The following is a 22,845-nucleotide window of genomic DNA, read 5'->3' as shown; positions in this document are numbered from 1 at the left end:
CTTACTGTACTAGAAATAATAGCTGATTCATTAGCAATTTCAACATTATCTTTAGTAGTTTGATCAATTTGTGCTACGCTATCATTGATTTGAGTAATACCTGCAGTTTGTTCTTTAATACTTTCTGCCATATCATTGATAGATTGAACAAGTAAGTTAGTATTAGCTTCTATTTCAGATAAAGACTTTTGAGTTCTCTCAGCTAGTTTTCTAACTTCATCAGCCACAACAGCAAAGCCTCTACCATGTTCTCCAGCACGAGCTGCTTCAATAGCTGCATTTAAAGCTAGAAGATTGATTTGATCTGCGATATCTCCTATAATACCTGTAACATTTTTAATCTCTTCAGATTGAGTGATAACATCACTAGTTTTAACTGAAACATTTTGCATAGAAGAAGTGATCTCTTCTAAAGCTGCTGCAGTTTCTTCTAAAGATTGAGCTTGAGAATTTGAAGAAGTGGTTAAGCTTTGAACAGCAGTTTGTAATTTTCCACTTTCATTAGCTAAAGCATTAGCAAAGTCTGAACTTTGTTTTAGCATTTTAACTATTTCATCGCCTAAAGCATTAGTAGTTAATTCAACACTTCCTGAAGCATTAGAGATTTTATTTCTAAAATCTAAGCTTTTGTATTCTTCAAATATTTTATGAATAACATTCATATCAGAACCTACTCTAGCTTGTAAAACATCAAGAAGTTTATTTAGAACATTTTTAAGTTCAATAAGTTGTGGGTTTCTTGGATTAGCAGTAATTCTTGCTGTTAAATTACCACCTTCTACAACTGATACGGTTTGAACTGATTCTTTAACAGCTTGATTGTCTTGTTCTAAACCTTTTTTAGTAGCAAGGATGTTTTCGTTGATAGCACTTGAGATTTGTCCAAATTCATCATTGCTTTTTACTTCTATAGTGGAAACATTTTTTGTTTTATGATTGATAAAGTCAAAGAATGAAGTTAAACCTGTTTGGATAGCTGCAAGTGGAGAGAGGTATTTTGATACGATGAAATAAAGGAGGATGACGCTAATAATACTTGTAAAAATAACAATCGCAGTTTGTATAAATGCAATTTTATAAACTGGAGCTTCTATTTGTTCTATTGGCTCTCCAACGCAAGCAGTATAAATTCCAGAAACTTTTGCACACACAGCAAATCTTTCACTATTATCTTTTGGTCTAGTATACTCAAAAGGTTCAAAATCTTTCTTGGTTTTTGCAAGATTTGCAATTGCACTAATATCATAACCTTGTTGTAAAAGAGCTTTGTCTGTAGAAACAAATACTTTATTTTCTTCATCAAATACAAAAGTTCTACCTGGTAAATTTTCAAATTCAGCTTGCAAATCTGCTGCAAGAACATCTACGGCCAAAACTCCTATAAATTTACCATCTTTATAAAGTGGAATAGAATATGTAAAGCAAGGTAAATTTGTAGTTACATCAATATAAGATGGGGTAATATAAAGTTTATTTGTTTTAACTGCTTCTATATAATATTCTCTTGTTCTAGCATCATAATTATCAGCTTTTCCATAAGTTCCAAAATCTAAATTTTTAGCATCAGAGTCTGGATCGCTTACAACAAGTTCGCCATTTGGTTGAGCAATATAAACTGCTAAGAATCTTCCAGCATCTCTAAAATTCTTTAAATCTTTTCCAACATAATGCATTAAAGCATCTTGACTATCTAACTGTTCTACAGGATGCTTTAAAATACTTTTAGCCAAACTTTCAAGAGTTAAAGAATTTCTTGCCTTAAAAGACTCCATAGAATTTTTAGCCGTTTTAACATAATTTATTTCAGCATTCACAACTTCATGAAAAATTGCTTGCTTTACAAATATAAATGTTACAACACCTAAAATTATCAAACACACTACTGCGATTAAATTTGCAATCAGTGAAACCTTCAATTTTACGCTTTTCATAATTTAAGCGCTCCTTTCTAATATTATTTTATAGGGATATCTACATAAAGTTTTATAATTATAAATTAAAAAATTTAAATTTTTACTTAAATTTAAAAGTTATAAAAAATTAATTTAATAAATATTAAATTAATTTATATTTATTATTTTTTTTAAAGTAATATCGCTTCGAAAATTCTATATATTAAGCTTAATATCGTTATAATTTAGAAAAATTTATATCGAAGGAAATATTTTGAAAAAAATTATATTATTTATCTTATCTTTAGGGATATTTTATACTTTCACGCAAGCTAAAAACTTCGAACAAGATCAAAATAATAACAGCAATTTAGTTAGTGTCAGTATAGCACCTCAAGCATTTTTTGTTAAAAAAATAGCCGCAAATACTCTAGATGTCAATGTTATCTTACCTCCAAATAGCAATGAGCATAATTTTGAATTTAAACCAAGCACTATGAAAAAACTTGAAAAAAGTGGTATTTATTTCACCATAGGCTTAGAATTTGAAAAAGTTTTTACGGATAAATTTAAACAAAATTTTCCAAAACTTCAAGTTGTAAATATGCAAAAAAACATAGCTTTGATTCAAACTCATGATACACACGAACACTCTCATGAGCATGAACACCACGAACATGAGCATTTTGATCCTCATACTTGGCTAGATCCTATTTTGGTCCAAACTATGGCTTTAAATATTTATGACGCCTTGATTCAAAAATATCCACAAAATAAAAATTTATATAAACAAAATTTAGATAAATTTTTAGCAGAATTAGATAGTTTAAATTTACAAATTGCCTCAAAATTAGAAAAATTAAAAAATAGAGATTTTGTAGTTTATCATCCTTCTTGGACATATTTTGCAAAACGCTATAATCTTACGCAAATTCCTGTAGAAATTTTAGGCAAAGAACCAAAAAGCAAAGATTTGCAAAAACTTATCACTCTAATGAAAGATAAAAATTTAAAAGTCATTTTTGTTCAAAATGGTTTCCCTGAAAATGCAGCAAAAACACTTGCTAAAGAATGTGATGCAAAAATTTACAAAATAGATCATTTATCTTATGATTGGGAAAATGAGCTTTTAAAAACTACTGATGCCTTTTCTCATAATTTATAATCAGGCTTTTTGATGCTTTTTTTTGAAATTTCTAATCTAAACTACGCTTATGATAATGAAATCATCTTAAAAAACATCAATCTTAGCTACGACAATAAAGACTTTCTCTCTATCATAGGTCCAAATGGCGCAGGAAAATCAACACTCGTAAAACTTATCTTAGGGCTTTTAAAATCCAAAAATAAAATCCATTTCAAAGCTCTTCAAAGAAAAGAAATAGGCTATGTTCCTCAACACACTCTAGCCAATCCTAATTTTTGTCCAAGAGTACTTGAAATCGTTCTTATGGGACTTGTAAGTAAAAAAATTTTTGGTTTTTATGGGAAAAAAGATAAAGAAAAAGCTATGCAAGCTTTAAGAAGCGTAGGAATGGAAAAATTTTGGAACAAAACAATTGATTCTCTAAGCGGGGGACAAAGACAACGTGTTTTTATCGCAAGAGCCTTAGCTAGCGAATGTAAGATGCTTATTTTAGATGAACCTACCGCAAGCATTGATAACAAGTCTGCTATACAAATTTTTGAACTTCTAAGCTCCTTGCACCAAAAAGGTATGGGAATTTTACTCATTTGTCACGATATCAACCTTGTATTAGCTTATAGCGATAAAATTGCACATTTAAACAAAGAACTTTTCTTGCATACCAACACTAAAGAAAAAGAAAAAAGTTCATTTTTAAAACATTTATACGAAAACCACTCTCATTTTTGTGATGTAGAAATGAGTTTAAATACTTGTTTTTGCGATGAAGAAAATTGCGATAGTAAAAAACTATGCGAACAAGAATTTACAAGAAGAAATTTGAAAAAAACAGAATTTAAAAAAGAAAATTTTTGTTTAAAATTTTCAAAGGAAAATAATGCTTGAAATTTTAAATTTCACCTTTTTTCAAAACGCTTTACTAGGATCGATTTTAGTCAGTATAGCTTGTGGGATCATAGGTACTTTGGTGATGATAAATCGCCTTTTTTCTATGGCTGGAGGTATAACACATGGGGCTTTTGGTGGTATAGGTATAGCTTTTTATTTCTCTTTACCTATTTTATTAAGCACGGGAATATTTACTTTATTTTTGGCTTTTTTAGTAGCTTTTTTAGCTAAACACTATGAACACAGAAGTGATAGTATTATCGCTGTAATCTGGGCTTTTGGAATGGCTGTTGGGATTATTTTAATCGATTTAAGCCCTAGTTATAACACAGATTTAATGGCTTATCTTTTTGGGAGCATTTTGGCTGTAGGAACGCAAGATTTATGGCTTATGGCTTTGGTTGATAGCGTGGTGGTACTTTTGATCTTTTTATTTTATAGACAATTTGAAGCATTAAGCTTTGATGCGGAATTTGCAAAAGTTCGTGGTATCAATACAAGTTTTTTTCATTATCTTTTAATCGCCCTTATGGCTTTTTGTATAGTTATTTCTATACGCCTTGTAGGGCTTATTTTGGTTATGGCTTTACTTAGTATCCCAAGCTTTATTGCTGAAAATTTCACTAAAAGACTTGGCTTTATCATGATTTTGGCAAGTTTTTTAAGTATGATTTTTTGTGTTTTAGGACTTATACTTAGCTATTATCTTAATCTCTCAAGCGGTGCTTGCATCATAGCTGTAGCTTGTTTTAGTTTTTTAGTGCATTTGATAGGCAAATTTTTAAAAAGGTAAAGGTGCAAAACACACTTGCACTTTTATATCTTTTTGCCCTTGTTCTTTAAAATACAAATGTTCACTTGCCTTAAAAACAAAAAATTTTTCTGCGATTTTTCTTTGTAAATCTTGAGTTTTTTCACATAAAGGATACACAAGTTTAATATCATAAATTTTAAATTTGCAAGCATAAGCAAACATTTGATACAAATCGCTTTGTTCTATACCCTGTTTTTTATCATCTTCACTATCATTTGGAATTTTCCATTTGGTATCTAGGATCGTTTTATTTTCTATATATAAATCAGGCTTTAACATGAAACAATTTTCATCATTTTTTGAGATTAAATACTTTCCATTGTTTTGAACTTTAATATCTTGAGTTGGATTTACTTTTTTTAGCATATAAGCTACATAATCTTCAAAAATTTTCTCCATAGGAAAAAGCAAAGCAATTGATATCTTAATTAATCTTTTTTTAGTTTTAACATAGTATAATATACACCTTAATTATTATTGTAAACATACAAGGATAATATGGTTAATAACACAAAAAAATTAAAAGCTATTGATTTATTTGCCGGAATTGGCGGAATACGTATAGGCTTTAAAAATATATTTCAAGAAAAATTAGAATTTGTTTTTTCTTCAGAGATAGATAAATTTGCTTGTCAAACATATTTTTGCAATTTTAATGAGCTACCACATGGAGATATAACACAAATAAATGAAAATAATATTCCAAAACACAATATATTATTAGCAGGATTTCCATGTCAAGCTTTTTCTATTGCTGGGCATAGGAAAGGCTTTAATGATATTAGAGGAACATTATTTTTTGATGTTGCACGCATAGTCAAAAAACACAAGCCAGAAATTGTTTTTTTGGAAAATGTTAAAGGCTTCAAAAATCATGACAAAGGAAAGACTTTTTCTGTTGTAAAAAATACTTTAGAAGATATGGGCTATGATGTTTTTTCAGAAGTATTAAATGCTAGAAATTTTGGAATACCACAAAATAGAGAAAGAATATATATTGTAGCTTTTTTAAAAAATAAATTTAAAAATATATCATTTAACTTTAATGAGTTAAAAAATATCGAAATAAAATCCAAGCTAGGAGACATTTTAGAAAAAAATGTAGATGAAAAATATACTATCTCAGATAAATTATGGGCTGGTCATCAACGTAGAAAATTAGAACACAAAAAAAAAGGTAATGGATTTGGTTATTCTCTATTTAATCATAATTCAGATTATACTAGCACTATTAGCGCTAGATATTATAAAGATGGTTCTGAAATATTAATTGAACAAAAAAATAAAAATCCAAGAAAGCTTACTCCAAGAGAAGCTGCTAGATTACAAGGCTTTCCTAATAGTTTTAAAATAACAACAAGCGATAATCAAAGCTATAAACAATTTGGTAATAGTGTAGCTATTCCTGTAATTGAAAATATTGCTAAATTAATTCACAGGGAGTTATATAATGTCAATAAATGATGAAAAATTTGATATTAATTTAAAATTTTACTTTTTTATGAAATATCTAGTTAAAATTAATTTTTCAGATATACAGATAATAAACATTTTATCTCACATATCAAAAAATAAAAATTCTTTATATGAACTAAAACAATATATTAATTTAAATACTAAAAACGGTATAAACCAGTGGAGTTATTTAGAACAAATTATTTACGAAATTAGAAATATTATAGATTTTAATGTATTTATATTTGCTTTAAAAATTTACTCAATTAAAAATTTCTTACTAGAATTAGCTAAAATAAAACAAATGAGCAATATTGAGTTATTATCAAAATTAGATCCATTATCTTTAGAATATGATAAAATAACAATATATAATCCATATTCAACTAGAGTTAATGGAGCTTTATTGGCATTAACATTTTTTAATCATATAGACAATAATCAATTCTTTCATGATAATATAAATAAAGAATATTTTTTAAGCATTTGTCAACTTTCTCAAGAATTAAGAAAACATGGTTTAGAACCAAATCAAATTTTTATGCTTATTTTCAATGAAAGTATTAATCAATCTATCATAAGTTATAGTGGTAATAATTATGAAAATAGAATACTACAAAAATTACAATCTATAGGAATAAATCAGGAAACAATAACCAAAAAGCATGATGAAAACGATAGCTCTACAGAATTTGATTTCTTCTTTAATTTTAATGGAAAATCATATGGAATAGGAGCAAAAAGAACTTTAAGAGAAAGATATAAACAATTTATAAAAACAAGCCAAATGAGCAAGATAAATGTTATGATTGAAATAACTTTAGGACTAGATTTAGGAGAAGAAAAAGCTAAAACTATTCGTAATTATGGAGTATATTTAATTGTATCAGATGAAATATATGAACAAAACAAATTTCTACAAAATATAGATGGGGTATTTGGTTCATCGCAACTTACATTAGAATTGCTAGAAACATTATAATTTTTAACTTTACCACTCCACAAAGGTTCTAGCTTTTTTTATATCATTAAAATTTATAGTAGTTTTTTCTTTATTTTCTAAATTTTCTAAAGTGATATTTTCATCATCTACAGCAATGATTTTTGCTTCGAATTTTTCTTTTTCATTGGCTGTGATCTTCACAAGTTCACCTATACTTTTAGCAAAATGTTCTATCTTACTAAGCTTTCTTTCAAGTCCTGGTGAAGATACTTCTAAAAAATATTCTCCATTTACAGGTGGTTCTACATCAAAAATAGGCGATAAAATTTCACTAAGCCTTGCACAATCATCAAGATTTACCCCGCCTTCTTTTTGCACATAAATTCTATAAATTTTTCTGCCATTTTCACTTACTAGCTCATCATCATAAAAACTAAGTCCTGCTTCTTTGCAAAGGGCTTCAAGATTCATTTTTATCCTTTTTTATTTTTTCAAAAAGTCCATCCATATGGTTTTGATACTCAAGCCTATCATCAAATTTAAAGTGAAAATTCGGACACCTATACCAGCCCTGCTCACTCATGCAGTAATTTTGCAAAGCTCTACTTGCCTTTTTTAAAGAAGATAAAATTTTTTCTTGCTCATGAACATTAAAAAACATCTTATCAAGATACACAAAAGCATCGTATCTGCCTTTTTTACACTCTACATCCACTACACACAAATTTTTCAAATTTTCATCATCTAAATTTGCTAAAGCTTCAGGGATCAGCTCTTTTAAGATACTTTCAGTGCGTAGTTTTTTAATCTCACTTGGGTTCATAGACTTGCTTGTTCCTCTACTTCTTTATAGCTTTCTATATAATCACCCACTCTCATATCATCACACCCTTCTATACCTACGCCACACTCATAGCCTTTTGCCACTTCTTTAGCATCATCTTTAAAGCGTTTAAGCGAGCTTACATTTCCTTCATAAACCACAACTCCATCACGGATAAGGCGAATTTTAGCTCCACGATTAATCACCCCTTCAGTTACCATACAACCTGCGATTTGTCCGATTTTTGGTACATTGATCACTTGTCTAATCTCTGCTTGTCCTAATTGCTCTTCAGAAATAATCGGACTCATCATACCACCAAGCAAGGCTTTTACATCGTCTAAAAGATTATAAATCACATTATAGGTTTTAATTTCTACGCCTTTATCTTTAGCGCGCTCTTTAACTTCTCCTGTTGGGCGTATGTTAAAACCTAGTACTATAGAGTTTTCACTCGCACTTGCAAGCTCTATATCACTTTGTGTGATTCCACCTACCCCACTATGAATGATATTCACTTTAATTTCATCATTTCTAAGTTTTTCTAAACTTGCTTTTAAGGCTTCTAAAGATCCTTGCACATCAGCTTTTAAAATAACAGGCAAGGCTTTTAGATTACCTTCTTTGATCTTAGCTCCAAGCTCATCAATGCTAACTTTAGTAGATTTACTAAGTTCTTTTTGGCGATTGTATTCGTGGCGTTTATTAGCGTATTCTCTTGCTTCTTTATCGGTTTTTACTGCGATTAAAATTTCACCTGCATCTGCTACTTCGCTAAGCCCTACGATAACCCCACATTCGCCTGGTTTGATTTCTTTTAAGGCTTTACCTTGATCATCACTCATCGCACGCACTTTTCCATAAGCCTCACCTGCAACCACAGTACTTCCTACAGTAAGTGTTCCATTTTGCACGATGATAGTAGCTACCGCACCACGCCCTTTTTGCACAGAACTTTCTATAATACTTGCTTTAGCAAAACTTTTTGGATTGGCTTTAAGCTCTAAAATATCAGCTTGTAAAAGCACGATCTCAAGCAAATCTTCAATCCCCATTCCTGTTTTAGCCGAAACCCCTACAAATTCATAAGATCCACCCCATTCTACTGGCATGATTTCCATTTCTGCGAGTTGAGTTTTTACCATATCAGGATTTGCTGCTTCTTTATCCATTTTGTTAATAGCAATAATAATAGGCACACCTGCTGCCTTAGCATGATTTATCGCTTCTTTGGTTTGTGGTTTTACCCCATCATCTGCGGCTACAACGATGATTACAATATCAGTGATACTTGCACCCCTTGCACGCATAGCAGTAAAAGCTTCGTGACCTGGAGTATCAATAAAAGTAATTTTACGCCCATTTTTTTCTACCATATAAGCACCCACATGCTGAGTAATACCCCCTGCTTCACCACTTGCAACGCGTGATTTTCTAATATAATCTAGCAAAGAAGTTTTACCATGATCAACATGCCCCATGATAGTGATCACAGGTGCTCTAGTCACTAAATCTTTTTCATCAGTCTCTTCTTCATAGTCTTTTACATAATCAAACTCATCAGCCTCGTTAATGATATTGATCTCTATACCAAATTCAGCAGCCAAAATTTCAATCGCATCTTCATCTAAGAAATCATTTTTTGTTGTCATCATTCCAAGCATGAAAAGTTTTGAAATCACTTCACTAGTGCTTCTTCCTATCTTATCAGCGAATTCATACACACGAATTTCTTTAGAAATAGCAACGCTACTTACTTCTTCTACTTCCTTTTTTTCAATCTTTTTGGGTGGTTTTTTACGACTTCTTCTTTGAATTCCACCTTCAAGTCCAAAACCCGCAGAATTTCCAACAGCTTGTCTTATAAAATTAGGTTGTTTTTTATTGATATTTTGTGGTTTTTCTTGTTCTTTTACACTAAAATCAGGTAACACTACCTCATCTTCATCATCTAAAGAAATATCACCAAAATCATGTTCATCTAAAAAATTCATTTTTTCGGTACTTTCTTTTTTACTCGCGACAAAAGATTTTTTTTCTTTTTTCTTTTTCTTCAAACTCTCATCAGCATTTGAAAACATGGTTTTTAAACTTAAGCGCTCTTCATTATTGATAGATATATCATTTGAATTTTTTACTTCTTCTTTTTTAACTTGAATTTCTTCTTCGTCTTTTTTCTTTTTAACAATAACAAGTCCGCGTCTTTTGGCTAAAGTTGCACTAGCAAGGCTTTGTGGCTTATGAGCATCAATAATTTCTTGTTTTTCTTCTTTTGCATTTTCTTTTTCAACTTTTAATTCTTCTTTTTTAACTTCTTGTTTAAGCTTTTCTTCTTTTTTAGGTTCTTTTTTTTCAGATTCATTTAGCTTTTCTTGTTCTTTTATATTTTCTTTTTTAGGCTTTTTTGCCGTAGAAGTTTTGATATTTTTCTTAAAAGCTTCTGGAATTTCTCTTGTTTGTATATACTCATAAATAGCTGCTGCGATCTCAGGTTCTACAGCATTTGATGCTGTTTTAATTCCAAGTCCTAATTCATTTGCCTTTTCAATAATTTCCTTACTATCATAACCTAATTCTTTTGCGATTTCATGAATTCTAATCTTTGCCATTTAAAAATATCTCCTTAAGTCCTTGCTGAGTAATTTTAGTATTTAAATTTTTACATATTTTAGAAAATGCTTTTTGTAAGATTTTATCTTCTTTCTCAATACAATTTTGACATAAATATCCGCTTCTTCCATGTTCTGCTTTAGGCACAATATCTCCTAAAACAACTTTAAATCTAAATAACATATTTTGCTCAAAGCGGTTTTTACACACTATGCACATTCTAATTGGTATATGTTTTTTCAAAATTATATCTTTTTTTTATATTTTTTAGCAAATTTCAAAGCCATTATCATCAAATTCTAAATATTGCACACGAAAATCTTTAAATTTTGTTTGCATTTTCTTTGCCAAAGCTAAAGCATCATCTTTAAAAGCTAAAGAAAAAAAGCTCGATCCCGAACCTGAAAGCGTACTCATTAAAGCTTTATTTTCTAAGGCAAATTTTTGCACTTCAAAAAGCTCGGGTAAGTTTTTCATACGATTGATTTCATGGAGCTTATCTTGACTTGCAAATTTTAAAAATTCATATTTTTTCTCCAAAAAACAAGCGGTTAAAAATGAAGCATGAGAAAGATTGAAAACCGCATCATTAAAACTTAAATTTTTGGCCAAAGCTTGGCGTGATTGTTCCGTGCTCATTGCCAAATTTGGGATCACAACCACAGCAGCTAAATCTTTATCAATCTCTTTTTTGATGCTATAAACTTTATTTTTTTCAACCAAAGAACACACAAAACCACCAAGAGTAGCTGGAGCGATATTATCTGGATGGTTTTCATAAATTAAAGCTTCATCTAAAATACGTTCTTTTTCTACCTTAAATCCACTCATATAATAAGCACTGGCAATAGCTCCAACAATCACAGCTGAAGAGCTTCCTAACCCTCTTGAAAGAGGAATGTTATTTTGAAAAATAAAACGAAAATTATCTTTTTTTCCGCTTAGTTTTTCATAAATTTCATAAAAAATATTTACAAATATATTGTTTTTTTTAAGAAAAATATTATCACTGCCCTCACCTCCAATACTAATGCTAAAAACACCTGATTTTTGGATTTGAGTTTCATTAAAAAGCTTTAAACTAAGTCCTAAACAATCAAAACCTGGCCCTAAATTCGCACTCGTAGCGGGAACTAAAATTTTCAAATTTCATCCTAAATTGCATCTAAAAAATAAAAGGGAAGATTATCATTATTTAGTTTAAGCTCTTGTAAATTTTTTGGTAAAAAAAACTCTGCTGGGATATTTTGCTCTAAACAAATTTCACCCTCCTTATATACAAAACAAAAGTTTTTATTTGCGCTTATAGGTTTATAGCCATTTAATTCAAAAGCACTCACCGCAAATAAAGGAATATTTTTCACTATACTTAAAGTACTCAAACTTACATAAGAAATTTTAATCCCCATATAAGAACCTGGACCATTAGCATAAATTAAACTTGTAAAATCATATTCTTTAAGCAATTCATCTAAAATTTTTGGTAAAAATTCGCTTGCTTTTTCTTCACTTTTATAAGTTTTTATAAGTTTATCATCTTGATAAATTCCGATCATTAAAGGCTTAGATAAAGCATTAAGCAAAAGAGAGGTTTTTATGCAAATACCTTTTCATAAGCTTTTTGGGTTGTTTTTTCAAGGCTTACAATTTCATAAGCATCTTTATCTTTTAAAACTTCTTTAGTAAGCAAATGATTTAAATGATGACTCCCAGCATATGAAGTATAATCTCCAAAAACACGATATCCAAGTAAGGTTAAATCTCCAATTGCATCTAAAATTTTATGTCTTACAAACTCATCTTTGAAACGCAAACCCTCAGGATTTAAAATACGATTTTCATCTACCACTATAGTATTTTCTAAACTTCCACCTAGTGCTAAATTCATACTCCTAAGGGCTTGAACATCTTTTAAAAAACCAAAAGTTCTAGCTCTTGCTATGTTTTCTATATAATTTTTTTTGCTGAATTCAAAATTGTAACTTTGTTCACCTATAACAGCATTGTCAAATTTAATCGTATAGTTAATACGGGGTTCTTTAGTAGGAGTTAAACGCACAAATTTATTACCATCTCTTACTTCTATAGGCTTTTTAATTACCATAATTTTTTTAGGCGCATCAAGTTCTTTTACCCCTGCTTCATCAAGCATCATACAAAAACTAATACTTGATCCATCCATAACAGGAGCTTCGTTTGCATTTAAAACAATGCGTACATTATCGATTCCATAAGCATTAATCGCACTCATTAAATGCTCTATTGTAGAAATAAACCCCCTTTCATCTCCTAAAACAGTTGCCATTTGAGTATTGATCACATTTTCAGGACTTGCCTTATAACTTGCATTAAGATCGCTTCTAAAAAATACTATACCACTATTTGCTTCTAAAGGCTCTAAAGTAATTTCTATGGGTTCACCCTTATGAAGTCCTATACCTACACCTTTGACAGTTTTTGCTAAAGTTAATTGTTTCATTAATTTTTTCCTAAAATTATCTTTTTACCATCATTTAAAACATTGTAAATATTATTTTCTATCCATTTTTTATCTTGCCATTGTTCAGGACGCGTTTCAACTCCTTGAACCAAAACTCCAAAATGCAAATGATCACCTAAGGCTAAACCACTTGTTCCTGTTTTACCTATAATGCTTTGTTTATTAATCATTTCATCTAAATCAACATTTTTAGAAGAACAGTGCCCATAAAGACTATATACTCCAAAACCATGATAAACAATTAAATTTAAACCATAAATTCCATTTTCAGCAGCAAAAACAACCTTGCCTGCGTTATTGCTTATGATAGAAGCTTGTGCTACGCTTGCTAGATCAAGCCCCATATGATAAGAATCACTCACAAATTGCCCATTATAAGAATAATACCTATGATCAGCAAAATCCGCTACTTTCATACCATTTTTAAGAGGTAAAAATAAATTCAAATCAAAATTATCAATTTTTTCCTCAGGTACTTTTGAAGTGATTTCATGGATAAGCTCTTCATTACTATTTCTTAAAGTTTCATTGACAAACTTAAATTTTTCATAACGATTGAGATTATTATCTTTTGGAGCGTATTGATTGGCTAAATTCTCAATCTTTCCATCTAAAAATTTATCCGTTAGATTGATATTTGAAACACGATATTTACGATTAACAAAATAATACCTTATACGTTCTTTTGAAATATTTCCCGCTTTATCCGTAGCGATAACAAATGCGCGAAATTCCTCATCCCTTGCATCCCAAGCAATCAAAGCCGCATAATACCCTTCTTTTACATAAGGTGTAACTTTAAAGATTTTACCTTTATTTGTTTCTATATACACCTTATCTAAATTAGCATCATCGGCCTTAAAAACAACTGCCCCAGCACCGCCTTGCTCGATTTGGTAAGAATTGCTTATGATATTGATTTTTGGAGCCGTATTATCTACTAATACCGCAATTTGTTTTCTTGCTTCATTGCCACTAAAAAAATTCCAAAAACTAGAATCTTTAGCTATCACCTCCAAAACAAAAGATTTTACATTTTCTTTGTAACCAAATTTTGGCAAAGCAACTTGTAAGGTAATATCTTTTAAATTAGAAATCTTTTCATCTGCTATAACCATTGCACTAGTATTGTCGTCTTTATGCAATATAATTTGTACATTTTTGATAGAACTTTCATCATCTTTAACATGCACTAAAATAGGTTTTTTAAGATCAGTATATACAACATCTGGCATTAAAATTTGAGGAGGATTTTTTTCAAAAATACTTAATCTTGAAATAAAAAAAATCAAAATTGCTATTAAAACTAAAATTAAAACAGATAAATAAGTTTTGCCTTTTCTTTTTGCCATAACCTTCCTTAAAAATTTTCAATGTTTTTGTTGTTTTTAGTATAAATTCTATTATATTTTCAGTAAATATCTAGCAAATTTATAAAATTTCTCTTAGAGTATTAGCCTGTTTCATCCATTCTCTTAATTCATCATTTTTGTCTAATTGTATCATTTGTTTACATCTCTCTAATTCTTGTTGAAAAAAATCAATAGAACTTAATAAGTTATCTTTATTTTGTAAAAAAATACTTTCCCACATTTGTGGCGATGATTTGGCAATTCTGCTCATACCTTTAAAAGATCCTCCAGCTAAATGAACAATATTTCTTTTATCCTCTTCTTTCATTACAAAATTTGCCAAAGAAAAACTTATAACATGAGGCAAATGAGAAATAATAGCAGCATGATGATCATGGGCTTTACTATCCATAAAAACAATTTTCATCCCTAAATGAGAAAAAATTTCTACTGCTCTTTTTTGATGCAAGTCATCAGCTATTTCACTATCACAAAGAACACAAACTGCATCTTTATAAAGCTCTTTAAAAGCCGCTTTTGGACCTGAATTTTCAGTTCCTGTCATAGGATGAGCAAAAAGAGTTTGTTTGATTAAATTCTTAGGCAAACTTTCTATAATTTTTCTTTTTGTACTTCCAAGCTCTATAATTGTTACATTAGAAGGCAAATCAACTAACTTTTGCAAAATTTCTATAATAGCATTAACAGGAGTTGCGACAAAAATCATATCACATAAAGCTAAATCTTTAAATTCTATAAGCTCATGAATAAGACCTAATCGCAGGGCATCTTTTTCATTTTCTTTACTTAAATCCATACCATAAACACAAGAAATAAGCTTATTTTCTTTCAAACAAAGCCCTAAAGATCCACCCATAAGCCCAAGCCCTATAATTGCTATTTTCATACTTTTTACCTTAGTTTTTTTGTTAAATTTTTTTTGCTATTATACAGCTTTTAATAAAGCTTTAGGTAAAAAATCAATGAAAAAACATCTTATTAGTATTTGTGCTTTAGTTGCTATAGCCAATGCAGCAACCATTAAGGATATTAAATTTATCGGATTAAACCACTTATCAAATACAAGTGCCATAAATATTACAGGGCTTAAAATAGGAGAAGAAATAGATCCTGCAAAAATCAACACTGCTATTCTTAATCTTTATAAACAAAATTATTTCGAAAATATTTCAGTTGAAAACAACAATGGAATTTTGGAAATTATAGTTACTGAAAAACCAACTATAGCAAAGGTTAGTATAACAGGTATAGCTTCAAATGATAGAAAACAAGTTGAAAGTATTTTAGGGATTAAAAGAGGTACGCTACTTGATGAAGGAAGTATAAAAGAAGCTATTGAACGCATTAAAGCTTATTATGAAGCAAAAAGTTATTTTGATACTATTGTAGAATACAAAAAAAAGACTTTAGAAAATACCGATGGGTTAGAGCTTGAATTTATAGTAAATCGTGGTGAAAATATCATTATTGATAATGTTCATTTAAGTGGAGCCAAGAAATTTTCATATTCTGATATAGAACCTTCAATTGTCAATAAAGAAAAAGAATTTATGGGTTGGATGTGGGGACGCAATGATGGAAAATTAAAAGTTTTTGAGCTTAGCAATGATAGTTCAAGAATTGCTGATGAGTACATGAAAAAAGGATATTTAGATGTTCAAGTATCTCCTCCTTATCTTAAAACCTACACAGATACTTATCAAGCAAATTTGACTTATTTTATCAAAGAAGGAAAGCCTTATAAAATTAAAAGTATAAACATAGAAAATCCTTTATTTGATGATAAACAAAATGCACAAACCGTAAAAGATTTAAGATCAAGCGCTGGCAAAACTATCAATATTGAAGACATTAGAAAAGATGTTAAAACCATAGAAACACAAAGTGCTGATTTAGGTTATGCGTTTGTAGAAGTCTATCCTGATATTCAAAAAAATGATCAAACTCAAGAAGCTACTGTTGTATTTAAAGTAATCCCTCATGATAAAGTTTATATAAGAAATGTTATTATTTCAGGAAATTCACGCACTGTAGATCGCGTCATACGCCGAGAATTATATATAACAGAAGGTAATTTATACAATAGAACAGACTTAAGCGAGTCAAAAAATGCTTTAAAAAGAACTTCTTATTTTGACGATGTGAATATCAAAGAAGAAAAAGTTGACGATACACATATTGATTTGATTGTTGATGTTAAAGAAGCTTCTACAGGAGCTATTTCTGGAGGCATTGGCTATGGATCAAGCGATGGTATTTTACTTAATGCTTCTTTATCAGATACAAATATTTTTGGTTCAGGGATAAAAAGCTCTGTAAGCGTAGATAAAAGCGATGATACCTTATCAGGAAGGATTAGTCTCATAAATCCACGCGTTCTTGATAGTCAATATAGCCTAGGTGGAACACTTTATTCAAATGACTATGAATGGGATAATTATTCAGAAAAAAATTACGGCTTTGATATAACAGTTGGACGCCAATTTGCAAGATACTATAATGTAAGCTTAACTTATAATCTTGAACAAAGCGATATTTATCACTTAAGTCCAACTCTTTTAAGAACAGGATATGAACTTGGCAAAAGTATTAAAAGCTCTATAACTCCAGCAATCACCTTTAACAATACAGATGATTATTATCTGCCACGATCAGGTATCATTGCTTCAACTAGTTTAGAATACGCTGGACTTGGCGGAGATCAAGAATTTATTTCATCAAGCTCTAAATTTAACTTTTATCAAGGTTTGCAAGACTATATAGGATATGATCTTATTTATCGCTACAAAGCAAGCTTTTATAAAGTATGGAATGAAGGTTATTTACCAATTAACCAAAGAATTTATTTAGGTGGTATTAGATCGATACGCGGTTTTGAAAGCAGAACAGTAAGCCCTAAAAACCAATGGGGAGATGAAGTGGGAGGAACCATAGCTTTTGCCAATTCCGTAGAACTTAGTTTTCCTTTGATTGATAGAATTAAACTTCGTGGTAGCGTGTTTTTTGATTATGGTATGATAGGACGCAAAAATTTAGATGAAATAAAAAGAATGAGTACAGGTATAGGCATTGAATGGATTACACCAATTGGACCTTTACAACTTGTATTTGCCAAACCTCTTAATGATAAAAAAGGTGATGATACTAACAGTTTTGAATTTAATCTTGGAACACGCTTTTAATGAAAGAATTTTTAGATGCTTGCTTGAATGCAAATTTGCAAATACGTAAGTATCTAAACAATATCCCACAAAATGATCTTAAACTTTGCTCTAAATTAGGCTATGATGAAAATCAAGGCTATGAGCTTGACTTAAAATGTGAACAAATTTTCATAAAATATCTTAGTTGTTTTGGGCAAATTTTTTCTGAAGAAAGTGGCTTGATCGGGAAAGATAACCCAAAACAAATGATTCTTGATCCTTTGGATGGAAGTTCAAATTTTGTTTCTAAAATACCATTTTATGGAACTTCTATAGCTCTCATAGAAAAAGATCAGGCAAAAAGCGCTTTTGTTTGCAATCTTGTCAGTCAAGAAATTTTTGCTTTTAATAACAATCAAGCTTTTAAATCTAATCTTTCCGATCCAAAATACTCACCCTTAACACCTAATCTATTTTCTAAAATAGGTATAGTTGAAAAAATTTCACTTTATCCAGAACTTCTCGATTTTTTAACAAAAAATCAATTAAAATTTCGCTCTTTGGGCGCAACAGCCTTAAGTCTCGCTTATGCTTCGTATTTTAGTTTTGTATTAATTCTTGGAAAAACACGAATTTTTGATACAGTAGCTGCTTTAACAATTCATCAAAATTTATATATAGAAAAAAATGAAAATTTCCTTCTCCTAAGCCAAGACAAGAAAATTTTTGATATAATCTTAGAATTTTTAAAAAATAATTAGGTGAATATATGAATTTTGCAGATATTTTTTCAAAAATAAGAAGACAACAACCTAGCGTTAAAGAAGCTCCAAATCACTGGGTAAAATGCCAAAGTTGTCATGCTTTGATGTATTATAAAGAAATAGAATCTTGTTTTAATGTTTGCCCTAAATGCAATTATCACATGAGAATTTCAGCTGATGAACGTATTAAACTTTTAAGCGATGAAGGCAGTTTTATTGAGTATGATGCAAATTTAGAGGCTATAGATCCTTTAAAATTTGTTGATAGCAAATCTTATAAAAAACGCCTTAGCGAAGGTGAAAGTAAAACAGGTAGAAAAAGTTCTGTTATTAGTGGAGAATGTGAAATCAATGGTTTAAAAACCCAACTTGTTGTATTTGATTTTTCTTTTATGGGTGGATCTTTAGGTTCTGTTGAAGGAGAAAAAATCGTTAGAGCTGTACAAAGAGCCATCACAAGCAAAACTCCTCTTGTCATCGTAAGTGCAAGCGGTGGAGCTAGAATGCAAGAAAGTACTTATTCTTTGATGCAAATGAGCAAAACTAGCGCCGCACTTAAACTTCTTAGCAAAGAAAAACTTCCTTATATTAGCATTTTAACTGATCCTACTATGGGCGGAGTAAGTGCTTCTTTTGCTTGGCTTGGAGATTTAATCATCGCTGAACCTGAAGCTTTAGTAGGTTTTGCTGGTGCAAGAGTTATTAAACAAACTATAGGAACAGATTTACCTGAAGGTTTTCAAAAAGCAGAGTTCTTGTTAGAACATGGACTTATAGATGCCATAGTTGAAAGAGGAGAACAAAAACAATATCTTAGCGATGTACTAAAATTTTTTAGTGGAAAATAATTTGCAAGTTAATATCTTTTGTATTCAAAAAAGTGATGAATTTAAAACTTGGAGTGAGAAATACTCTAAACTTATTTCTAAATACGCCACTTTAAAAGAAATAAATTTTTTTAATAAAAAAATAGCCTTAGCTCAAAATTTAAATGCCATAGAAGCAAAAAAAAGCTATGAAGAAGCTTTTATGCCTTATAAAAAAGGCTATTGTATCGCTCTTGATGAAAAAGGGAAAGAACTTACAAGTATAGAATTTGCAAAACTCATCCAAGATAAAAATGAATTAAGTTTTTTTATAGGCGGTGCTTATGGTTTAAGAGAAGAATTTAATCAAAGTTTGGATTTTAGACTATCATTAAGCAAACTTACTTTAGCACATCAATTTGTTAAAACCTTACTTTTAGAACAAATTTATCGTGCATTTTGCATCAACAACAATCACCCTTATCACAAATAGAAAGTTTTAAAATGAAAAAAAATGAAATACAAAATTTCAAAAATATTTTAGAAGAAAGAAAAAAAACCATCTTAGAAAATTTGCAAAGCAATTCAAATGAAATCGAAGCTCTTCACAATAGCGTCCCAAGCGATAGTGTAGATTTTTCTGTCATAGAAACAGGCTCTCAAATTGACTTTACTATCAGCACCAATCTCAAAGAAGAACTTATAGAAATCGAAAATTCTTTAGATAAAATCAAAAACGGCACTTATGGAATTTGCGAATCTTGTGATGATGAAATCGACTCTCAAAGACTAAAAGTCAAACCTCACGCAAGATATTGTATCACTTGCCGTCAAATTGCAGAACAAGGAAAAAAACATGAAAATTAAACTCTTTTTACTTGCAAGTTTTATTTATATAGCACTTATTTTTGCCTTTGCTTGGCATCTAGAACTAGGAAGCTATACTCTAAATATCAGCACTTATACCTTTGAACTACCTATTATGATATGGCTTGTTATTCCTTTATTTGTTTATATGATTTTAGCCGTTTTACACATAGCATTTTATGGATTTTTGCGTTATTTAAAATTTAAGCATTTTTTTAAAGATGCAGCTAAATTTGAAGCTTATACTCAAGATTTACTCCTTGAAAAAGATCTTAAAACCACTTTTCAAACAAAAGAATTTAGAGCTGTAGCACAACTTTTTAAAACCATAAAAACACATGAAAAAATTCCACACTCAAATAAAATCAATGAAATTTTAGATCTTATTGATGGTTTAAATAAAAACGAATTTTTTAACCTTAGTAAATTTAAACTCGAAAATAACAATGTTTTATATTTGCAAAATGAAAAAAATCATCTCAAAAACGATGCAAATTATGCCTATAGCAAACTTAAAAACCTTAATGAAATCAAAGATGAATTTGAAGAAATTGCTTTTAATACTCTTATAGAAAAAGCTAGTTATGAACAAATTAAAAATGTAAAAATCCCTAAAAAGCCTTCTGAAGTTCTCACACTTATCAAGCGTTTTAAAGAAGGAAATTTAGAACTTAGTGCAGCAGAATACGAAGTTTTACTTTCACACAATATACTAAGCGAAAAAGACTATCTTAACGCAGCAAAACTAAGTACTAAACTTTTAAATCCTGATGCTATTTTAGGAATTTTTAACAAAATTAAAAATGAAAAAAGCGAAGCTTTAAGAGCACATTTATATCTTTTAGCTGAATTTGGACTTTTAGATGAGTTAAGAGAGCAAATTCACAATGATGATAAGAAATTTAATGATTTTAAGGCCTTTTTAGCCTTGCGTGAAAAAAATATCAAAATCAATCTAAACCAACTCATACAATGATAGATTTTAGCAAAAAACCTTTATTTTTAGCTCCTATGGCAGGTTTTTCAGATCTGCCTTTTCGTAATGTAGTAAAAAAATTTGGTGCTGATATTACCATAAGCGAAATGATAAGTTCTAATGCTTTAGTTTATGAAAGTTCTAAAACTCTACATATGCTAGAAAGAGCTGAATTAGAAAATCCTTATATAGTCCAAATTGCAGGTGGAGATAAAGAAGTGCTAAAAAAAGCAGTGCAAATGCTAAATGAAATGGATTTTGTAGATGGGATTGATTTTAATTGCGGTTGCCCTGTAAATAAAGTTGTTAAACAATGTGCTGGCAGTGCTTTGCTAGAAAATTTAGAGCTTTTTAAAAATCTTGTAGGAGTAATTAAAGAAAACAATAAAAAAAACCTTACAAGTGTAAAATTTCGACTAGGATTTAATGAAAAATATCCTGAAAAAATGGCTAAAATTTGTGAAAGCTTGGGGGTGGATTTTGTAAGTATTCATGGACGCACAAGAAAACAGCTTTATAGCGGAAAAGCCGATTATGAATCCATTGCCAATGCTAAAGCGAGCGTGAAAATTCCTGTGATTGCAAATGGCGATATTAACGCACAAAACGCTAAAGAAGTTTATAAAATCACAAAATGTGATGGACTCATGATAGGGCGTGCAAGCGTAGGAAATCCTTGGATATTTTATGAAATCAAAAGCGGTAAAAGTGTAGATGAAAAACTCAAAAAAGAAATCATACTCACTCATTTTGATGAAATGATAAAACACTACAAAGATCAAGGTGTAAGTATATTTCGCAAGCATTTACACGAGTATTCTAAAGGGCATAAAGACGCTTCAGCCTTTAGAGATGAAGTCAATCGTATCAATGATGCTAAGATAATGCAAGAAAAAATCGAAAATTTTTTCTAAACCCTAGTTTGTCCTATAAGATTATTTAATCTATCCATTATAGATCCAACATAAGAATTGATACTTTCACTGCTTGCTTTCCAGCCATTAGCTTTTGCTTGATTAAACTGATTATCAAACAAAGCTCCACCATAACCTATGATTGCATTTTGCCAAGCAACTCCTTTTTCCATTGCATATATATCTGCATCAAGCCAACCCTCTTGTGCATAACCTTTTAATAAACTTGCAAAATCAACTTTGCCTGTCATAATGTCATCTAAGGAAGCTAATGATCCATCAAAGCTTTCTTTAGCCATAGCTTCTTTGAAAGATTTAACTATAGGATTCATTGTGGTATTGCCACCTTTTAAAACATCAGCACCTGTTGATTTTAAAAAACTCATAAATAAAGCTTCTTTAGAATAACTTCCATCTTCATTTTGTGGATAAACTGACATATCAGGATTAAAAATATATTTGTTTGATGTATTTTGAGTTTGCATACTTTGTGGAGTGAAATTTAATGGTTGCAAGCCTGTATTGATATGTCCTAATATTCCTAATTGCTCTATTTCATTGTATTGTTCTTGGGTGTTGTAATAATTTGTTATAGTTTTACTTTCCAAATTTAAAGGTGAAGCAAAATCAAAATCTCCTACTGACATACTTACACCCTTAGGTAAACTATTTAAATCTACTTCGGTAAAACTTGTTTTATTCGCATTGTTAAAAGTGTGATTTAATATCTCATCAAATTTGTTATAATATTGTTTTATAGTATTTGCCATATCTATATTAGAATAATAACTGCTTACTCCTAAATAATTAGCTGTATGAGCATTAAAATCTGTATTATACCTATATATCTCGTCCAAAGTAGATTTGTGTATCTTAAAATCTTCAGGCAATCCTGCAGCTTTGTTAAAATCTTCTCCCATATAACCATCT

23 protein-coding genes and 1 pseudogene are annotated in these 22,845 nt (G+C 30.0%); 12 read left to right on the top strand and 12 right to left on the bottom strand.

The window, feature by feature from the left end; translation table 11 throughout:
• Nucleotides 1-1,931 (bottom strand): methyl-accepting chemotaxis protein (locus tag AJ888_RS03840; RefSeq protein ID WP_070296135.1); only part of this gene is annotated, 1,931 nt, incomplete at its 3' end.
• A gap of 235 nt (nt 1,932-2,166) precedes the next feature.
• Between AJ888_RS03840 and AJ888_RS03835 the strand changes: the two genes are divergently transcribed.
• From AJ888_RS03835 to AJ888_RS03825, 3 genes are read left to right on the top strand one after another with little or no spacing between them, the layout of a single operon-like run.
• Entirely contained in the window at nt 2,167-3,057 is an 891-nt protein-coding gene (locus AJ888_RS03835) for a metal ABC transporter solute-binding protein, Zn/Mn family (protein ID WP_070296134.1), read from the top strand.
• A gap of 12 nt (nt 3,058-3,069) precedes the next feature.
• The gene (locus tag AJ888_RS03830) at nt 3,070-3,924 is read left to right on the top strand and encodes an ABC transporter ATP-binding protein (protein WP_002860965.1); all 855 of its coding nucleotides are present in this window, start codon (nt 3,070-3,072) and stop codon (nt 3,922-3,924) included.
• Nucleotides 3,917-4,720, top strand: a complete 804-nt coding sequence (locus AJ888_RS03825) for a metal ABC transporter permease (protein ID WP_002860964.1) — start codon at nt 3,917-3,919, stop codon at nt 4,718-4,720. The genes AJ888_RS03830 and AJ888_RS03825 overlap by 8 nt, the downstream gene beginning before the upstream one ends.
• Here the strand turns inward: AJ888_RS03825 and AJ888_RS03820 are convergent.
• A pseudogene (locus AJ888_RS03820) lies at nt 4,709-5,161 on the bottom strand (5-methylcytosine restriction system specificity protein McrC); the annotation flags it as partial. The gene AJ888_RS03825 and the pseudogene AJ888_RS03820 sit on opposite strands and share 12 nt — an antisense overlap.
• A 78-nt stretch (nt 5,162-5,239) precedes the next feature.
• Here AJ888_RS03820 and AJ888_RS03815 point away from each other — a divergent pair.
• Together AJ888_RS03815 and AJ888_RS03810 are read left to right on the top strand one after the other, a co-directional pair.
• Nucleotides 5,240-6,205, top strand: a complete 966-nt coding sequence (locus AJ888_RS03815; protein WP_002860962.1) for a DNA cytosine methyltransferase — start codon at nt 5,240-5,242, stop codon at nt 6,203-6,205.
• Nucleotides 6,192-7,178, top strand: a complete 987-nt coding sequence (locus AJ888_RS03810) for a hypothetical protein (protein ID WP_002860961.1) — start codon at nt 6,192-6,194, stop codon at nt 7,176-7,178. Before AJ888_RS03815 ends, AJ888_RS03810 begins: the two co-directional genes overlap by 14 nt.
• Nucleotides 7,179-7,187: 9 nt before the next feature.
• On the opposite strand, the gene rimP is transcribed toward AJ888_RS03810, so the two are convergent.
• From rimP to AJ888_RS03765, 9 genes are all read right to left on the bottom strand, one after another.
• On the bottom strand, nt 7,188-7,610 hold the full coding sequence (gene rimP / locus AJ888_RS03805; RefSeq protein WP_002860960.1) for a ribosome maturation factor RimP: 423 nt from the start codon (nt 7,608-7,610) through the stop codon (nt 7,188-7,190).
• Nucleotides 7,600-7,962 carry a 30S ribosome-binding factor RbfA gene (rbfA, locus tag AJ888_RS03800; RefSeq protein WP_002860959.1) on the bottom strand — a complete coding sequence of 121 codons (363 nt, stop codon included), beginning with the start codon at nt 7,960-7,962 and terminating at the stop codon, nt 7,600-7,602. Before rbfA ends, rimP begins: the two co-directional genes overlap by 11 nt.
• A complete protein-coding gene (gene infB, locus AJ888_RS03795) occupies nt 7,959-10,571 on the bottom strand; it encodes a translation initiation factor IF-2 (RefSeq protein ID WP_002860958.1) in 2,613 nt (870 codons plus the stop codon). Before infB ends, rbfA begins: the two co-directional genes overlap by 4 nt.
• Nucleotides 10,558-10,815 (bottom strand): DUF448 domain-containing protein, encoded by a 258-nt coding sequence (locus AJ888_RS03790; RefSeq protein WP_002870410.1) that lies wholly within the window; start codon nt 10,813-10,815, stop codon nt 10,558-10,560. The genes infB and AJ888_RS03790 overlap by 14 nt, the downstream gene beginning before the upstream one ends.
• Nucleotides 10,816-10,839: 24 nt before the next feature.
• A complete protein-coding gene (thrB, locus tag AJ888_RS03785; RefSeq protein WP_002857455.1) occupies nt 10,840-11,718 on the bottom strand; it encodes a homoserine kinase in 879 nt (292 codons plus the stop codon).
• 8 nt (nt 11,719-11,726) lie between these two features.
• Entirely contained in the window at nt 11,727-12,128 is a 402-nt protein-coding gene (locus AJ888_RS03780) for a tRNA threonylcarbamoyladenosine biosynthesis protein TsaB (protein ID WP_002851789.1), read from the bottom strand.
• Nucleotides 12,129-12,166: 38 nt separating this feature from the next.
• A complete protein-coding gene (gene lpxC / locus AJ888_RS03775) occupies nt 12,167-13,051 on the bottom strand; it encodes a UDP-3-O-acyl-N-acetylglucosamine deacetylase (RefSeq protein WP_002851689.1) in 885 nt (294 codons plus the stop codon).
• Nucleotides 13,051-14,424, bottom strand: coding sequence for a M23 family metallopeptidase (locus AJ888_RS03770; protein ID WP_002860957.1), 1,374 nt, complete (start codon nt 14,422-14,424; stop codon nt 13,051-13,053). The genes lpxC and AJ888_RS03770 overlap by 1 nt, the downstream gene beginning before the upstream one ends.
• A gap of 79 nt (nt 14,425-14,503) precedes the next feature.
• On the bottom strand, nt 14,504-15,331 hold the full coding sequence (locus tag AJ888_RS03765) for a prephenate dehydrogenase (protein WP_002860956.1): 828 nt from the start codon (nt 15,329-15,331) through the stop codon (nt 14,504-14,506).
• Nucleotides 15,332-15,407: 76 nt separating this feature from the next.
• Here AJ888_RS03765 and bamA point away from each other — a divergent pair, with 76 nt between their 5' ends.
• Genes bamA through AJ888_RS03730 form a run of 7 tightly spaced genes read left to right on the top strand, consistent with a single transcriptional unit; the run spans nt 15,408 to nt 21,915 of the window.
• Complete coding sequence (gene bamA / locus AJ888_RS03760; RefSeq protein ID WP_032603272.1) at nt 15,408-17,627, top strand: outer membrane protein assembly factor BamA; 2,220 nt, start codon at nt 15,408-15,410, stop codon at nt 17,625-17,627.
• Nucleotides 17,627-18,349 (top strand): inositol monophosphatase family protein, encoded by a 723-nt coding sequence (locus tag AJ888_RS03755; protein ID WP_002860954.1) that lies wholly within the window; start codon nt 17,627-17,629, stop codon nt 18,347-18,349. The genes bamA and AJ888_RS03755 overlap by 1 nt, the downstream gene beginning before the upstream one ends.
• 8 nt (nt 18,350-18,357) lie before the next feature.
• Nucleotides 18,358-19,200 carry an acetyl-CoA carboxylase, carboxyltransferase subunit beta gene (gene accD, locus AJ888_RS03750; protein ID WP_002860953.1) on the top strand — a complete coding sequence of 281 codons (843 nt, stop codon included), beginning with the start codon at nt 18,358-18,360 and terminating at the stop codon, nt 19,198-19,200.
• Nucleotide 19,201: 1 nt separating this feature from the next.
• Nucleotides 19,202-19,651, top strand: a complete 450-nt coding sequence (locus AJ888_RS03745) for a 23S rRNA (pseudouridine(1915)-N(3))-methyltransferase RlmH (protein WP_002860952.1) — start codon at nt 19,202-19,204, stop codon at nt 19,649-19,651.
• Nucleotides 19,652-19,662: 11 nt separating this feature from the next.
• Nucleotides 19,663-20,025, top strand: coding sequence for a molecular chaperone DnaK suppressor DksA (gene dksA, locus AJ888_RS03740; protein ID WP_002857406.1), 363 nt, complete (start codon nt 19,663-19,665; stop codon nt 20,023-20,025).
• On the top strand, nt 20,015-21,001 hold the full coding sequence (locus AJ888_RS03735; RefSeq protein WP_002860951.1) for a hypothetical protein: 987 nt from the start codon (nt 20,015-20,017) through the stop codon (nt 20,999-21,001). Before dksA ends, AJ888_RS03735 begins: the two co-directional genes overlap by 11 nt.
• On the top strand, nt 20,998-21,915 hold the full coding sequence (locus AJ888_RS03730; protein WP_044779385.1) for a tRNA dihydrouridine synthase: 918 nt from the start codon (nt 20,998-21,000) through the stop codon (nt 21,913-21,915). The genes AJ888_RS03735 and AJ888_RS03730 overlap by 4 nt, the downstream gene beginning before the upstream one ends.
• Here the strand turns inward: AJ888_RS03730 and AJ888_RS03725 are convergent.
• Nucleotides 21,912-22,845, bottom strand: a 934-nt coding sequence (locus AJ888_RS03725) for a Cj0814 family flagellar-dependent secreted protein (protein ID WP_070296133.1), incomplete at its 5' end; no start/stop codon positions are given. The genes AJ888_RS03730 and AJ888_RS03725 overlap by 4 nt on opposite strands.

Source organism: Campylobacter sp. BCW_6467 (assembly GCF_001762855.1).
Lineage (GTDB): Bacteria > Campylobacterota > Campylobacteria > Campylobacterales > Campylobacteraceae > Campylobacter_D > Campylobacter_D jejuni.
This window is presented reverse-complemented; position numbering and strand designations above follow the sequence as displayed.

Coding starts and splice junctions, on each gene's coding strand:
- rimP (WP_002860960.1), bottom strand. CDS start 7,610: ATGAATCTTGAAGCCCTTTGCAAAGAAGCAGGACTTAGTTTTTATGAT.
- AJ888_RS03755 (WP_002860954.1), top strand. CDS start 17,627: ATGAAAGAATTTTTAGATGCTTGCTTGAATGCAAATTTGCAAATACGT.
- lpxC (WP_002851689.1), bottom strand. CDS start 13,051: ATGAAACAATTAACTTTAGCAAAAACTGTCAAAGGTGTAGGTATAGGA.
- AJ888_RS03810 (WP_002860961.1), top strand. CDS start 6,192: ATGTCAATAAATGATGAAAAATTTGATATTAATTTAAAATTTTACTTT.
- AJ888_RS03765 (WP_002860956.1), bottom strand. CDS start 15,331: ATGAAAATAGCAATTATAGGGCTTGGGCTTATGGGTGGATCTTTAGGG.
- AJ888_RS03770 (WP_002860957.1), bottom strand. CDS start 14,424: ATGGCAAAAAGAAAAGGCAAAACTTATTTATCTGTTTTAATTTTAGTT.
- infB (WP_002860958.1), bottom strand. CDS start 10,571: ATGGCAAAGATTAGAATTCATGAAATCGCAAAAGAATTAGGTTATGAT.
- accD (WP_002860953.1), top strand. CDS start 18,358: ATGAATTTTGCAGATATTTTTTCAAAAATAAGAAGACAACAACCTAGC.
- AJ888_RS03735 (WP_002860951.1), top strand. CDS start 20,015: ATGAAAATTAAACTCTTTTTACTTGCAAGTTTTATTTATATAGCACTT.
- AJ888_RS03815 (WP_002860962.1), top strand. CDS start 5,240: ATGGTTAATAACACAAAAAAATTAAAAGCTATTGATTTATTTGCCGGA.
- bamA (WP_032603272.1), top strand. CDS start 15,408: ATGAAAAAACATCTTATTAGTATTTGTGCTTTAGTTGCTATAGCCAAT.
- AJ888_RS03830 (WP_002860965.1), top strand. CDS start 3,070: ATGCTTTTTTTTGAAATTTCTAATCTAAACTACGCTTATGATAATGAA.
- AJ888_RS03780 (WP_002851789.1), bottom strand. CDS start 12,128: ATGATCGGAATTTATCAAGATGATAAACTTATAAAAACTTATAAAAGT.
- dksA (WP_002857406.1), top strand. CDS start 19,663: ATGAAAAAAAATGAAATACAAAATTTCAAAAATATTTTAGAAGAAAGA.
- AJ888_RS03825 (WP_002860964.1), top strand. CDS start 3,917: ATGCTTGAAATTTTAAATTTCACCTTTTTTCAAAACGCTTTACTAGGA.
- AJ888_RS03730 (WP_044779385.1), top strand. CDS start 20,998: ATGATAGATTTTAGCAAAAAACCTTTATTTTTAGCTCCTATGGCAGGT.
- rbfA (WP_002860959.1), bottom strand. CDS start 7,962: ATGAACCCAAGTGAGATTAAAAAACTACGCACTGAAAGTATCTTAAAA.